This is a genomic window from Pseudomonas syringae (assembly GCF_023278085.1).
Classification (GTDB): domain Bacteria; phylum Pseudomonadota; class Gammaproteobacteria; order Pseudomonadales; family Pseudomonadaceae; genus Aquipseudomonas; species Aquipseudomonas syringae_Q.
Map to the genome: position 1 here is coordinate 1,637,045 of NZ_CP066265.1, position 14,082 is coordinate 1,651,126.

Annotated in this window: 10 protein-coding genes; 9 read left to right on the forward strand and 1 reads right to left on the reverse strand. The window is 59.3% G+C overall.

The genetic code is table 11. The features are described 5' to 3' along the window. The first annotated feature begins 5 nt into the window (after positions 1–5). Positions 6–1,343 carry a flagellar hook protein FlgE gene (gene flgE, locus I9H07_RS07465; protein ID WP_024672532.1) on the forward strand — a complete coding sequence of 446 codons (1,338 nt, stop codon included), beginning with the start codon at positions 6–8 and terminating at the stop codon, positions 1,341–1,343. Positions 1,344–1,402: 59 nt separating this feature from the next. On the opposite strand, the gene I9H07_RS07470 is transcribed toward flgE, so the two are convergent. Continuing rightward, complete coding sequence (locus tag I9H07_RS07470) at positions 1,403–1,594, reverse strand: hypothetical protein (protein WP_024672533.1); 192 nt, start codon at positions 1,592–1,594, stop codon at positions 1,403–1,405. Positions 1,595–1,876: 282 nt separating this feature from the next. On the opposite strand from I9H07_RS07470, the gene I9H07_RS07475 reads away from it, so the two are divergent. The 8 genes from I9H07_RS07475 (at position 1,877) to I9H07_RS07510 (ending at position 13,973) form a co-directional block, all read left to right on the forward strand. After that, a complete protein-coding gene (locus tag I9H07_RS07475) occupies positions 1,877–2,617 on the forward strand; it encodes a flagellar basal body rod protein FlgF (RefSeq protein WP_024672534.1) in 741 nt (246 codons plus the stop codon). 46 nt (positions 2,618–2,663) lie between these two features. Further along, positions 2,664–3,452 carry a flagellar basal-body rod protein FlgG gene (flgG, locus tag I9H07_RS07480; protein WP_024672535.1) on the forward strand — a complete coding sequence of 263 codons (789 nt, stop codon included), beginning with the start codon at positions 2,664–2,666 and terminating at the stop codon, positions 3,450–3,452. Positions 3,453–3,531: 79 nt separating this feature from the next. Then, on the forward strand, positions 3,532–4,245 hold the full coding sequence (gene flgH, locus I9H07_RS07485; RefSeq protein WP_024672536.1) for a flagellar basal body L-ring protein FlgH: 714 nt from the start codon (positions 3,532–3,534) through the stop codon (positions 4,243–4,245). A 13-nt stretch (positions 4,246–4,258) separates the two neighbouring features. Then, a complete protein-coding gene (locus I9H07_RS07490; protein WP_024643872.1) occupies positions 4,259–5,368 on the forward strand; it encodes a flagellar basal body P-ring protein FlgI in 1,110 nt (369 codons plus the stop codon). A 10-nt stretch (positions 5,369–5,378) separates the two neighbouring features. Next, positions 5,379–6,632, forward strand: a complete 1,254-nt coding sequence (gene flgJ, locus I9H07_RS07495) for a flagellar assembly peptidoglycan hydrolase FlgJ (RefSeq protein ID WP_024672537.1) — start codon at positions 5,379–5,381, stop codon at positions 6,630–6,632. Between the two features lie 10 nt (positions 6,633–6,642). After that, the gene (gene flgK / locus I9H07_RS07500) at positions 6,643–8,703 is read left to right on the forward strand and encodes a flagellar hook-associated protein FlgK (protein WP_236424761.1); all 2,061 of its coding nucleotides are present in this window, start codon (positions 6,643–6,645) and stop codon (positions 8,701–8,703) included. 13 nt (positions 8,704–8,716) lie between these two features. Then, on the forward strand, positions 8,717–10,309 hold the full coding sequence (locus I9H07_RS07505) for a flagellar hook-associated protein 3 (protein ID WP_058390812.1): 1,593 nt from the start codon (positions 8,717–8,719) through the stop codon (positions 10,307–10,309). 88 nt (positions 10,310–10,397) lie between these two features. Then, positions 10,398–13,973 carry a glycosyltransferase gene (locus I9H07_RS07510; RefSeq protein ID WP_236424763.1) on the forward strand — a complete coding sequence of 1,192 codons (3,576 nt, stop codon included), beginning with the start codon at positions 10,398–10,400 and terminating at the stop codon, positions 13,971–13,973. Positions 13,974–14,082 lie beyond the last annotated feature (109 nt).

Below are 14,082 nucleotides of genomic sequence, written 5' to 3' on the forward strand. Positions count from 1 at the left end.
GAAACATGTCTTTCAATATCGGCCTTAGTGGGCTCTATGCTGCAAACAAAAGTCTCGACGTTACCGGCAACAACATTGCCAACGTGGCGACCACTGGCTTCAAAAGTTCGCGCATCGAATTCGCTGACCAGTACGCACAATCGATTCGCGGTACATCGGGTGGCACGGGTGTCGGCAGTGGTGTCACCACGGCTGCGGTTTCCCAGCAGTTTTCCCAGGGCAGCCTGAGCACAGGCACGGGCAATGCACTTGACCTGGCCATCAACGGCAATGGTTTCTTCATGCTCAACAACAACGGTGAATCGTTGTATACCCGTGCCGGCGCTTTCCATACTGACAAGGACGGCTATGTCGTCAACAGTTCGGGCATGAACCTGCAAGGCTACAACGTTGATGCAAACGGCACCGTCATGGTCGGCGCTTCCGGTGATCTGCGAGTTGACAGCTCCAACCAGTTGGCGAGTCCGACCAGCATCATCACCAACACGGCCAACCTGAACTCGACATCGGCAGTTCCGACTGTCACGCCGTTCGATGCGACCAATTCCAAGACCTATAACGATACTTACAGCACCACCGTTTTTGACTCGCAAGGCAACGAGCACCGCATGGAAAGCTACTTTGCCAAGACGGGCACTAATAGCTGGACCATGTACTCGCTGATTGACGGGCGCAATATCAGTGATCCGACCAGCACGGTTCCGGATGCAAACAATCTGACTTTCGATTCTTCGGGCTCGCTGATCATCAATACCGCTACGACGCCGACTTCACCTTCGCCAAGCGCTAACCTGGCGGTCAATGCCGACGGCACCTTCAAGGTTGTAAACTGGGTACCGGCTATTCAAACGGGTACCGGTACCACTGCCACCTGGGGTCCCAACGGCGCCGCGGGTGTTGCTTCGGGCATCCAGCTGGACATGAAGGCTTCGACGCAAACCGCTTCGGCCACAGGCCGTTCGGCGCAAGCGCAGAATGGTTATGCAGCAGGTCAGATCAAGGACATGAGCGTCGATTCATCGGGTAACCTGTTCGCGTCCTACACCAATGGTCAGTCCAAAGTCATCGGTCAGGTTTCCCTGACGTCCTTTGCCAACGTGCAAGGCCTTGCGCCTGCTGGCGGGACCAACTGGCGCGAAACCTTTTCCTCGGGCATTCCGGGCACTGGCACTCCGCAGTCGGGTACGTTGGGTTACGTCACAGGTCAGGCACTGGAAGAGTCCAACGTCGATCTGACGCTTGAGCTGGTCAACCTGATCAAGGCGCAAAGCAACTATCAGGCTAACGCCAAGACCATCTCTACACAGAGCACCATCATGCAGACCACTATTCAGATGACGTAATAAGCGTCGTTGGGTAAATGGTAAAAAAACCCCTGAGACAGGGGTTTTTTTATGGGTGATCAAATCGAGCAGTCGGCCTTGATGAAGTGGCCTTTCAAGCGTTTCCAGCCTGGCCCCGGGCTGGTCTGAGCGCAGACAATCCGGCTGTCGCCCTGCCATTTGTAGTAATGCGCGGGAGCGGCCTGGGCGAGCAGTGCGAAGGTGGTCAGGCTGGCTGCCGCGATGCCGACGATGCACCCGTGAAAAGACATGGCGGTTACCGATAAGACTCTGATGTTGGCCAGATTATCACTGTCGATCAGATTGTCTGCGCGCACCTGCGAAGTTTTTTTGGCGTTGCGCCGGCCGCCAAGCGGGCAGGGCGGCAGTCCGCCGCCGCTATTGGCTGGCACTTTGCCGAAAACCAAACCGCCGACGTCTGTTTTTACTGGCGAATCAAGCATTTGTATCGAGCCTGACAAGTTGGTTCAAAAATTGCTTTAACCCTTTCAGAACAGCTACAGGCGGCAAGCGTCTGTCGGAGGAGGAAGACTGTGGACAAGTTGCTTTACGTCGCCATGAGCGGTGCATCTGAAAACGCGATTGCGCAGAAGGCTCACGCCAACAACCTGGCAAACGTTTCGACCAACGGTTTCATGCGGGACCTCGAACAGGCCCGCTCGATGCCGGTGTACGGTGAAGTCATGCCCTCGCGTGCCTACGCCATGAGCGAACGTCCCGGGACTGACTTTTCCGCCGGCGCCATGGTGCAGACCGGTCGTGAACTGGACATCGCCGTCAAGGGTGATGGCTGGATCGCGGTGCAGACCGCCGATGGCGGCGAAGCCTACACCCGCAGTTCCGGCATGAACATCGATGCCCTGGGCGTGTTGCGCGACGGCAGTGGTTTGCCGGTAATGGGCAACGGTGGTCCGATTGCCGTGCCGCCGCAGCAGCAGATCGAGATCGGTGCCGACGGCACGATCAGTATTCGTTCGCTGGGTGAGAGCCCGCAGGTAATGGCGCAGGTCGACCGCATCAAGCTGGTCAAGCCTGACCTGAAGACCATGGAAAAAGGCCCTGACGGCCTGATCCACACCAAGACCGGCCGGCCTGCCGATGCAGATGCCACCGTTCAGGTCGAGTCCGGCTTTCTGCAGGCGAGCAACGTCAATGCGGTCGAGGAAATGACCTCGGTGCTGGCTTTGTCCCGTCAATTCGAATTGCACGTCAAGATGATGAAGACCGCCGAAGAAGACGATCAGTCGATGGCTCGCGTCTTGCAACTTGGCTAATCAATGACAGCTTGCGCCGACAAACCGGCGCTTGAGGAGAACACACATGCTTCCTGCACTATACGTCGCCAAAACCGGCCTTGCCGCTCAGGACACCAACCTGACCACCATCTCCAACAACCTGGCGAACGTTTCGACCACAGGTTTCAAGAGTGATCGTGCCGAGTTTCAGGACTTGCTGTATCAGATCAAGCGTCAGCCAGGTGCTCAGTCCACCCAGGACAGCGAACTGCCTTCCGGCCTGCAACTGGGTACCGGTGTGCGTATCGTCGGCACGCAGAAGAACTTCACGGCCGGTAGCCTGCAGACCACCAACAACCCACTGGACCTTGCGGTCAACGGTCGTGGTTTCTTTCAGGTCACCCAGCCGGACGGCACCATTGCCTACAGCCGCGACGGTACGTTTCACCTGGACGCCAACGGCCAGATCGTGACCGCCAACGGTTATGCCCTGGAGCCTGCGATTGTCGTGCCGCAGGCCGCGCAGACCTTCACGGTCGGTCAGGACGGTACGGTGTCGGTCACGCTGGCCGGTGCAACCGCCACGCCGCAGATCATCGGCAACATCCAGACCGCCGACTTCATCAACCCGGCCGGCCTGCAGGCCATCGGCGGCAACCTGTACTTGGAAACCGGTTCGAGCGGCGCGCCGCAGATCGGTACGCCGGGCCTCAACGGCCTGGGTCCGACCCTGCAGAACACCCTGGAAAACTCCAACGTCAGCACGGTTGAAGAACTGGTCAACATGATCACCACCCAGCGCGCTTACGAGATGAACTCCAAAGTGATCTCGACCGCTGACCAGATGCTGCAAAACCTGACTCAGAATCTGTAAGGCACTGATGCTGGCAAAACTGCTCAATCCGAAGGGGCGCCTTGATAAGCGCCTGTTACACCGCGAGGTTTCAAGTGTCATGAACCGCCTTAGTGTTCCGCGTTTTTCAGTGTTGATCGCTTCATTGTGCGGGATCACCCTGCTGTCTGGCTGCGTTGCGCCGACGGCCAAGCCCAATGACCCTTATTACGCTCCGGTGTTACCGCGTACGCCCATGTCGGCGGCTTCGAACAATGGCGCCATCTATCAGGCCGGTTTCGAGCAGAACCTGTACGGCGACCGCAAAGCGTTCCGTGTCGGCGACATCATCACCATCACGCTCTCCGAGCGCATGGCGGCGAGCAAGGCGGCGACTTCGGCAATGAGCAAGGACAGCACCAACAGCATTGGTCTGACCTCGCTGTTCGGTTCGGGCCTGACTACCAACAATCCGATTGGTGGCAATGATTTGAGTCTGAATGCCGGTTACAACGGCTCGCGCTCGACTACCGGTGACGGCAAGGCCGCACAGAGCAACAGCCTGACCGGTTCGGTCACCGTGACGGTTGCGGATGTGTTGCCCAACGGCATCCTGGCGGTGCGCGGCGAGAAGTGGATGACCCTCAATACCGGCGACGAGCTGGTGCGGATCGCCGGGCTGGTTCGTGCCGATGATATTGCGACCGACAACACTGTTTCTTCTACCCGTATTGCCGATGCACGTATTACCTATTCGGGGACCGGAGCCTTTGCCGATACCAGCCAGCCAGGCTGGTTCGACCGGTTCTTCCTCAGCCCGTTGTTCCCTTTCTGATAGCGGGATAAACATGATCAAGCTCAAGCAACTGATAGCGGCGACCTTGTTGTTGTCCACAGCGTTCGGCGTACATGCCGAACGTCTGAAGGACATCGCGAGCATCTCCGGCGTGCGGGCCAACCAGTTGATCGGTTACGGTCTGGTGGTGGGGCTCAACGGTACGGGCGACCAGACCACCCAGACCCCGTTCACCCTGCAGACCTTCAACAACATGCTGTCGCAGTTCGGCATCAAGGTGCCGTCCGGTTCCGGCACCGTGCAGTTGAAGAACGTCGCGGCGGTTGCGGTGTACGCGGACCTGCCTGCGTTCGCCAAGCCGGGTCAGACGGTCGATATCACCGTTTCCTCGATTGGTAACTCCAAGAGCCTGCGCGGCGGTGCGCTGTTGATGACGCCGATGAAAGGTGTCGACGGTAACGTTTATGCCATCGCTCAGGGCAACCTGGTGGTCGGTGGTTTCGACGCGGAAGGTCGTGACGGCTCAAAGATCACTGTCAACGTTCCGTCGTCGGGTCGCATTCCTGGCGGTGCTTCGGTCGAGCGCTCGGTGCCAAGCGGTTTCAATCAGGGCAATACCCTGACCCTGAACCTGAACCGTTCCGACTTCACCACGGCCAAGCGGGTTGTCGACAAGATCAATGACTTGCTCGGCCCTGGCGTTGCTCAGGCGCTGGACGGTGGTTCGGTGCGTGTGACCGCGCCGCTTGATCCGGGCCAGCGTGTCGACTACCTGTCGATTCTGGAAAACCTGGAAGTCGATCCGGGCCAGACTGCTGCCAAGGTCATCATCAATTCGCGGACCGGCACGATCGTTATCGGTCAGAACGTCAAGGTATCGCCTGCCGCTGTCACTCACGGCAGCCTGACCGTGACCATCACCGAAGACCCGATTGTCAGCCAGCCGGGCGCATTGTCCGGCGGTCAGACCGCTGTTGTGCCGCGCTCGCGGGTCAACGCCCAGCAAGAGCTGCACCCGATGTTCAAGTTTGGTCCAGGCACCACGCTGGATGAGATTGTCCGTGCGGTCAACCAGGTCGGCGCAGCGCCCGGCGATCTGATGGCCATCCTCGAAGCCCTGAAGCAGGCCGGCGCGTTGCAAGCCGACCTGATTGTGATCTGAGGACCTGCGCATGGATATGCCCAAGGGCGGAATTTCTTCAGCGGTCGACTCCGGTGCCTACACCGACGTCAACCGTCTGGCGGCGCTGAAGCACGGCGACAAGGACAGTGTGGAAAACCAGAAGAAGGTGGCCCGCGAGTTTGAATCGCTGTTCGTCAGCCAGATGCTCAAGGCCATGCGTTCGGCCAACGAAGTGCTGGCCAAGGACAACCCGATGAACACCGCGGCGACGCGGCAGTATCAGGACATGTATGACCAGCAACTGGCGGTCACGCTGTCCACCCGTGGTAACGGCATTGGTTTGCAGGACGTGCTGATGCGCCAGTTGTCGAAAGACAAGGGCATAAACCACGCCGCTCCAGCCGATACGCTCGGCGCCGCCAAGGCTGCAACGGCCGCTACTGACGCGGCGCCTGCCAAGACCGGTCTGGCGACCAGCATCTACCAGCGTCCACTGTGGGCAACGCGCTCGGCGGCGGCGGATCAGGCGGCTGTCGCAGCGTCGGCATCCGGTGAAGGTCGCAACGACATGGCGGCGCTCAATTCGCGTCGTCTGTCCTTGCCGAGCAAGCTCACTGATCGACTTCTTGCAGGCATTGTTCCTTCGGCGGCTACCGCAGTCAGTAACAGCCCTGCACCGGCTCGTGCAGCTTCCGGTACTGCCGGCAACAACGGTGACTGGACGCTCGATCCGAACCTGGCGCCTGCGCCAGAGTACGTGCGCTCGATGGCGCAGCCGCCGCTGGCCCCGGCCAAACGTGCGTTCAGCAACGCCGATCAGTTCGTTGAGACCATGTTGCCGCTGGCCAAGGAAGCCGCCGCGCGCATCGGCGTCGATCCGGTCATGTTGGTGGCCCAGGCTGCGCTGGAAACCGGCTGGGGCAAATCGATCATGCGTCAGCAGGATGGCAGCAGCAGTCACAACCTGTTCGGTATCAAGGCTGCGGGTAGCTGGAAGGGCGCAGAGGCGCGCGCCATCACCAGCGAGTTCCGTGACGGCAAGATGGTCAAGGAAACGGCAGACTTCCGCTCCTACGACTCTTATGCCGACAGCTTCCATGACCTGGTCAGCCTGTTGCAGAACAACAATCGTTATAAAGAAGTGGTCAACTCGGCCGATAAACCAGAACAGTTTGTAAAAGAATTGCAGAAGGCTGGTTACGCCACCGACCCGGACTACGCAAGCAAGATTTCGCAGATTGCGAAGCAGATGAAGAGTTACCAGACGTACGCCGCTGCAACGGGCTCTTCCACGACTTTATAAGGTTTTAATCATGTCGCTGATTTCAATTGGGCTCTCAGGTATCAATGCCAGTAGTGCTGCGATCAATACCATCGGTAACAACACGGCCAACGTGGATACCGCGGGTTACTCGCGTCAGCAGGTCCTGACCACGGCGTCGGCGCAGATTGCCCTGGGGCAGGGCACCGGCTACGTCGGCACGGGTACAACGCTGTCGGATGTGCGTCGCATCTACAACAGCTACCTGGACACCCAATTGCAAACCACGACCGCTCTCAGTGCGGACGCTGTCGCCTATTCCGGTCAGGCCAGCAAGACCGATACGCTGCTATCCGACAGTGCGACGGGGATTTCCGTGCAACTGGCGGACTTTTTCACCAAGATGCAGGGCATTGCCACCAGCGCCACACAGTCGGCAGAACGTTCTTCGTTTCTGACCCAGGCGGGTGCTTTGAGCGCGCGCTTCAACTCGGTGGCTTCGCAGCTGTCTTCGCAGAACGATAACGTCAATTCCCAGCTCGCTAACTTTTCCACTCAGGTCAACGAACTGACCTCCACAGTGGCAAGCCTGAACAAACAGATCACCCAGGCGTCGGCAGGCAACGGCACGCCCAACACACTGCTCGACTCGCGCAGCGAAGCGGTGCGCCAGCTCAATGAGCTGGTGGGTGTGAAGGTCTCCGAAAACAACGGCAACTACGATGTCTACACCGGCACCGGGCAAGCGTTGGTCAGCGGTTCTACGGCCTACAAGATGTCGACAGCCCCCAGCGCGGCCGACCCGTTGCAGTACAACGTGCAGATTGCCTACGGTCAGACCCAGACCGACGTAAGCTCGGTCGTCACAGGCGGCTCGATCGGCGGTCTGCTGCGTTACCGGAGCGAAGTGCTGGTGCCTGCGGCCAATGAGCTGGGCCGCACGGCGATGGTGCTGTCGGATCAGGTCAACAGCCAGATGAATCAGGGTATCGACAGCAAAGGTAATTTCGGCTCGAACCTTTATTCCAGTATCAATAGCGCTGACGCCATCACCCAGCGCAGTACTGGCAAAACCACCAACAGCGCCGCTTCCGGCAACCTGAATGTGACCATCGGTGACACCAGCAAGCTGACCGCTGATGATTACGAAGTCACCTTCAATGACGCTTCCAGCTTCACCGTGCGTCGTTTGCCGAACGGCGAGAGCGTGGGTACCGGTTCGCTCGCGGACAACCCGCCAAAGCAGTTCGAGGGTTTCAGCGTTAGCCTCAACGGCAATACGCTGGCCGCGGGGGACAGTTTCAAGGTGACGCCGACACGCAACGGCGCTTCCGGTATATCGGTTGCCATGACCGATGCCAAGGACATTGCGGCCGCCGCACCCTTGACGGCAACGGCAGGGACCAGCAACTCTGGCTCCGGCGGCTTCACTCAGCCGGTATTGAACACCAGAGCGGATATTTACAGCAGCACCCAGACGTCCGATCTGCGCAATGCGCTCAAGGATTCCACACCCATGAAGCTGTTGATGGGCGCTGTCAGCAGCACTGGCGTGCAGAGCTACAGCCTGATCAATGCGAGTGGCGGTGCAGTGCTTGATCAGAACGGCAACGCCGTGACTGGTTCGATCATTCAGGGCCAGGCCAACACCATCAAATTGAACGTTGGCTACACCGACACCACGACAACGCCGAGCAGTAAAACCGCTTTCGAACTGCAAATGACGATTTCCGGCTCGCCGGTTACCAACGACACCTTCAGCATCGGCATGACCGGTGCTGGCTCGTCCGATAACCGCAACGCGCTGGCCGTAGTGGGGTTGCAGACCGCCAAAACAGTCGGCGTCACCAACGGCGGCGTGGGCACCAGCCTGTCCGGTTCTTACGCGGACCTGGTTTCCGTGGTCGGCACGCTGGCCAGCCAGGGCAAGAACGATGTCACGGCCACTGCCGCCGTTGTCGGCCAGGCCAAATCGTCACGTGATTCGGTCTCGGGCGTATCGCTCGATGAAGAAGCGTCTAACCTGATCAAGTATCAGCAGTACTACACCGCCTCATCACAGATCATCAAGGCGGCACAAACCATCTTCAGCACGCTGATCAACAGCCTTTAAGGAATCGTGAGCCATGCGTATCTCGACTACCCAGTTCTACGAAGCCACGAACGCCAATTATCAGCGCAACTACGCAAACCTCAACAAGACCGGCGAAGAGGTTTCCAGCGGTATCAAGCTCAACACGGCGGGCGATGATCCGGTGGGTGCGTCCCGGGTCCTGCAACTGGCTCAGCAGAACTCCATGCTGACCCAGTACGAAGCGAATATCGGCACGGTCAACACCAACGTGGTGACCACCGAAACGACGCTGACCAGCATCATCGACACGATGCAGGCCGCTCGCGACGAGATCGTATCGGCAGGCAGCGGTGCCTTTACCGACGCTGACCGTCTGGCCAAGGCTGCAGCCCTTAAGCAGTACCAGAGTCAGATTCTGGGGCTGATGAACGGCCAAGACCCCAACGGGCAATATATCTTTTCCGGCTCCAAGTCCTCGACACCGCCTTACTCGTTGAACGCGGACGGCTCTTACAGCTACAAGGGCGACCAGACCAATGTCAATCTGGCGGTGGGCGACGGTCTGGTGATGGCCAGTAACACCACCGGTTTTGAAGCGTTCGAACAGTCGGTCAATACCACCCGTACCTCTTCGACACTGATTTCCCCGGCGACCGATGATGGCAAGATCGGTCTCAGCGGTGGTCTTGTGACCTCTACCCCCGTTTATAACTCGAGTTATCAGGGGGGTGAGCCCTATACGCTGACTTTCCTCAGCGGAACGCAGTTCAAGATCACCGATGCCACCGGCACCGATGTGAGTACCGAGGCGTCGTCTGCCGGCAAGTTCAGCAATGGCTCGTTTGATGCGCAGACATTCACCTTTCGTGGCGTCGAGCTGACCCTCAACGTCAACTTGCCTGCCGCTGACAGGGTCTCGGAAGCGACGGCCGACGCCGCACTGACCAATCGCAGCTATCAACTGGCCTCGACGCCGGACAGCGTGTCCACGTCGCGCAGTGCCGGCAATACCTCGACCGCTACCGTCAGCAGTTCGAGTGTGGGTAATACGGCGGCTGACCGTACTGCGTTCAACAACACCTTTCCGACTGATGGGGCGATTCTCAAATTCACCAGCCCCACCCAGTACGATCTGTATGCAGCACCGTTGACCAGCAGCAGCAAGCCTGTGTCCAGCGGCACCATGACCGGTTCGACCGCCAATGCCTCCGGGGTCAACTTCAGCCTCAGTGGTACACCGGCTGCCGGCGATCAGTTCATCGTGGAATCTGGCACCCACCAGACCGAGAACATCCTCAATACGCTGACAGCGGCGATCAAAGCCCTGTCGACGCCGACTGACGGCAATCTGGTGGCCTCGCAGAAGATGACCGCCGCGCTGAACTCCGCGCTGGGCAACATGAGCAGCGCCATCGAACAGGCTTCCACAGCACGTTCCAGTGGCGGTGCGCGTCAGCTTGCGGCGACGGCTCAGGGCGTAACCAACGATCTGCTCAAAGGCAACAATACGACGGAGCAGGGTACTTATGTGAACGCCGATATCGTCGAGGCGACCACTCGCCTGACGCTGCAGAAAACCATGCTGGATGCTTCCCAGCAGGTGTTTACCATGCTGTCCAAGTTGAACCTGTTCAGTCAGCTTTGAACCCTGACGTGAGCATCCACCGTCTTTTTTCAGCGGTGATGGGAGCCAATCGACTGGCTGGTTCCCTGCCGCTCGCGAGTCTGTAATAGTGAATTCAGCCCCCCTCGTCAGTATCGTCATTCCTGCTCTCAACCCTCGCTTTTTCCGCGCCGCGTTGCAAAGTGCGCTGGACCAGGTTTACGACAATCTCGAAATCGTCGTCTGTGACGATTGCCGTACCGATGAGATTAAAGCGGTTTTTGACGAGTTGGTCCCTCCGGGCAGCGACCGCGCGCGTTACGTGCGCAACCCTCAGCGCCTGGGCTTTCAGGGCAATCTGCTCAAATGCCTGGAACAGGCGACTGGCGAGTACATCAAGTTTCTCTGCGATGACGATCGCCTTTACACCTGGTGTGTCGCGCATCAGGCGCAAATGCTGGGTGCCCACAAAGATGTTCAGCTCGTTGTCAGCAAACGCCATCTGGTGGATGTGGATGATTACGTATTGCCGGCGCGCATGGAAAACGTCGGTCTGGTGCCATACGACGCCGTGTTCAAGGGTGAGGACATGCTGGCGATTTTCGAGCGCACGCCACGCAATTACCTGGGCGGTTTCAGCGGTGCGCTGATGCGCCGTGCCGACGTGCTGGAATACCTGCCGTCCCTTGCGGTGGCGGGGCAGGGCTTTGTCGCACTGCTGGATTTCACGCTGTTCATCTGCCTGCTGCGTCGCGGCAATCTCATCGTGCTGCACAACGTCGAAAGTACCGAGCGACTGTATCCGGGACGCTTCAGCAGTCAGACGGATATGCTTCAAAAGGCCACCACCGAATGGGGCTGGCTGAACGAAATGCTCAAGGCACGCAGCGGCGAAGATGCACCTGCCCAGGGCTGGGTGCGTTTCCTGCCGTTGCGCAGGGCGATGGAAGAACCGCGCGAGTGGGACGAAGTCGGTCTTTACGGGGTGATGGCCGGTCGTCAAGGCATCATGATGAGCCGGGTCGGGAGCGACAGCGAAAGCTATGCCGAGCTGTACGCCGAGTGGCTGTCCTGCCGCCGTTTTTCCGTCCCGCAAAAGAAGCTGCTGGAACGGCGCATCGGCAGTTGGGCCTGGCAGCCGCGTATCGTACCGGTGATCATCGATCCCGACGGCGATGCCGAAGGCCTCGACATCACATTGCGCAGCATTGCCGAACAGGATTACGCCGCCGACTCGGTGGTGGTGCTGACCAATGCAAGCGTCGATGACCCGCAAGTGCTGCGCTTTTCCCTGCAGCCGGACTGGTCGCAGCAGTTGAACGAAGTCTTGCCGCTGCTGGATAGCGCCGACTGGATTTATCTGCTGCGTGCCGGCGATCGGCTGACCCAGCCCGCGCTGCTGGTACTGGCTGAACGTATCGCCCAGCATTCCGGGCTGTTGTGTATCTACAGCGACGAAGGGGCGCTGGTCGATGACGAATCCAGAGAGCCGATTTTCAAACCCGGTTTCAACCTGGACCTGCTGCGCGCCTATCCCTATGTCGGGCGCACGCTGGCCTTCGAACGTCGCAATCTGCTGGACATGGGCGGTTTCGATCCGGCCCACGACGAACTGGCTCCTCACGATGTCATCTGGCGTCTGGTCGAGGGTGCAGGGCCGCAGACCATCGAGCACATCGCCGAAGTGCAGGTCGAATCCCGCCTGGCGTTTGCCGAGTGGTTGTCACTGCCTTGCGTCATTGAACACAACGAGTCGGTGGTAGCGGCCCACCTGACACGTATCGGCAGGGAGCATGTGATTCACCATGACCAGCTGCCGCTGCTGAACCGCATCGAGTACGTCCATCCGTCGCAGCCTCTGGTGTCGATCATCATCACTGCCAGGGATCAGTTGGGCGCTCTGGAGCGCTGCGTCGACAGCCTGCTCAGCAACACGACCTACCCGCATTACGAAGTCTTGATCGTCGACAACGCCAGCGAGGACGCTGAGGCCCAAGCATGGTTCGCGGCAATGGGCCAGTTGGGCAGCGACAAGCTGCGCATTTTCTCGTTGTCTGACGCTGGCAGCGAAGCCTCGGCACAGAACCATGCTGCGCGGCAAGCAAGGGGTGACTACCTGCTGATGCTCAGCCCGCATGCCATGATTCATCAGGCCGACTGGCTGCAAGGGTTGCTCAACCACGCCCAGCGCCCGGAAGTCGGTATCGTCGGCCCGCGTATCCTCAACCCGCAAGGCACTATTCTGTACGCAGGCATGGTGATGGGCATGGACGGCCTGGCCGGTCGACCTTTCATCAACTTCCCCGCGGGTGCAAGCGGCTATATGCAGCGTCTGCAGTTGACGCAGAACTGGAGCGCGGTCAGCGGCAATTGCCTGATGGTGCGCAAGGACGTGTTCGACAGCGCGGGCGAGATGGAGGCTGCGACCTTCACTCAGGGTTTGCAGGACCTGGACCTGTGCATGCGTGTCGGCCGCGAGGGTTATCTGATCGTCGGGACACCCGATTCATCGCTGGTGCTGGCTGAGCCTGCCGCCGCTGAGCGTAACGAGGCGTCTCGTCAGGCACTCGATAACGAGCAAAAATCGTTTTTCCAGAAATGGCTGCCGAAGATGGCCAGGGATCAGGCGTACAACCCCAACCTGCACCTCAACGAAGTGCTGTCGTTCTCCCTGGACCCTGGTCTGCTGGCAGGCTGGAACCCGTTCTGCACTCGTCATCTGCCTTCCATCCTGGGCATGGCGGTCAACTCTTCGGCAGTCGGTCATTACCGCGTCAGCCAGCCGCTGCTGGAATTGATGAGTGCAGGGCGGGTAGTTGGCCGGATGACCTATGAAACGGCAACGCCGGTCGAGATCGAGCGTCAGTCGCCAGACGTGATTGTCTTTCAGGGTCGCTATACCGAAGCAAAAGTCCCGGATATCGAGCTGGCAAAGAACTACTCCAGTGCCATGCGCATTTTCGAGCTCGACGATTACATCGCCGATGTTCCTGAGCGAAACGAGCACAAGCGCAACATGCCCGACAATATTGCGGCCATGCTGCGCAAGGGCATAGGCCTGTGTGACCGTGTGGTGGTGTCGACTCACCCGCTGGCCGACGTGCTGTCGAGCATGCACACCGATATCCGTGTGGTGCCGAACATGCTGGCGACCCATCTATGGAGCAACCTCAGAAGTCAGCGTCGCAGTTCCGGCAAACCGCGTATCGGCTGGGGCGGCGGCACCAGCCATCGCGGTGATCTGGAACTGATTGTCGACGTGGTGCGCGAACTGGCCGACGAGGTCGAGTGGGTGTTCTTCGGCATGTGCCCGGACTTGCTCAAGCCCTACATCCACGAATTCCATTCGGCAGTGAGCCTGAAAACCTACCCGGCCAAGCTGGCCAGCCTGAACCTCGATCTGGCGCTGGCGCCGCTGGAATTCCACATCTTCAACGACTGCAAGAGTAACCTCAGGCTGCTGGAGTACGGCGCGTGTGGTTACCCGGTCATCTGTTCCGACACCGAAGCATACCGCGGTCATCTGCCAGCCACTCGCGTGTACACCAACAGTTCTGAAGAATGGTTGCAGGCAATCCGAATGCACTTGTCCGACCCCAATGCCAGCTACCGTATGGGCGACGAGCTGCGCGAGACGGTGTTGCGCGATTTCATGCTGCGCGGCGAAAACCTGCAATATTGGGCCAACGGCTGGTTGCCGGACTGATCCGACTGTCTGAACACGCGCCAGAGAGTCGCTCGCTGGCGCTGCCACGCTACGTTCTTGCTTCAACGCCTGCCACAGGTTGAAGGCGCAATCGATTCGCTATAAGGAA

What these genes read in the sequence shown, in the direction of transcription:
- flgE (WP_024672532.1), top strand. Translation starts at nt 6, where the DNA reads ATGTCTTTCAATATCGGCCTTAGTGGGCTCTATGCTGCAAACAAAAGT.
- I9H07_RS07470 (WP_024672533.1), bottom strand. Translation starts at nt 1,594, where the DNA reads ATGTCTTTTCACGGGTGCATCGTCGGCATCGCGGCAGCCAGCCTGACC.
- flgG (WP_024672535.1), top strand. Translation starts at nt 2,664, where the DNA reads ATGCTTCCTGCACTATACGTCGCCAAAACCGGCCTTGCCGCTCAGGAC.
- flgH (WP_024672536.1), top strand. Translation starts at nt 3,532, where the DNA reads ATGAACCGCCTTAGTGTTCCGCGTTTTTCAGTGTTGATCGCTTCATTG.
- I9H07_RS07490 (WP_024643872.1), top strand. Translation starts at nt 4,259, where the DNA reads ATGATCAAGCTCAAGCAACTGATAGCGGCGACCTTGTTGTTGTCCACA.
- flgJ (WP_024672537.1), top strand. Translation starts at nt 5,379, where the DNA reads ATGGATATGCCCAAGGGCGGAATTTCTTCAGCGGTCGACTCCGGTGCC.
- flgK (WP_236424761.1), top strand. Translation starts at nt 6,643, where the DNA reads ATGTCGCTGATTTCAATTGGGCTCTCAGGTATCAATGCCAGTAGTGCT.
- I9H07_RS07505 (WP_058390812.1), top strand. Translation starts at nt 8,717, where the DNA reads ATGCGTATCTCGACTACCCAGTTCTACGAAGCCACGAACGCCAATTAT.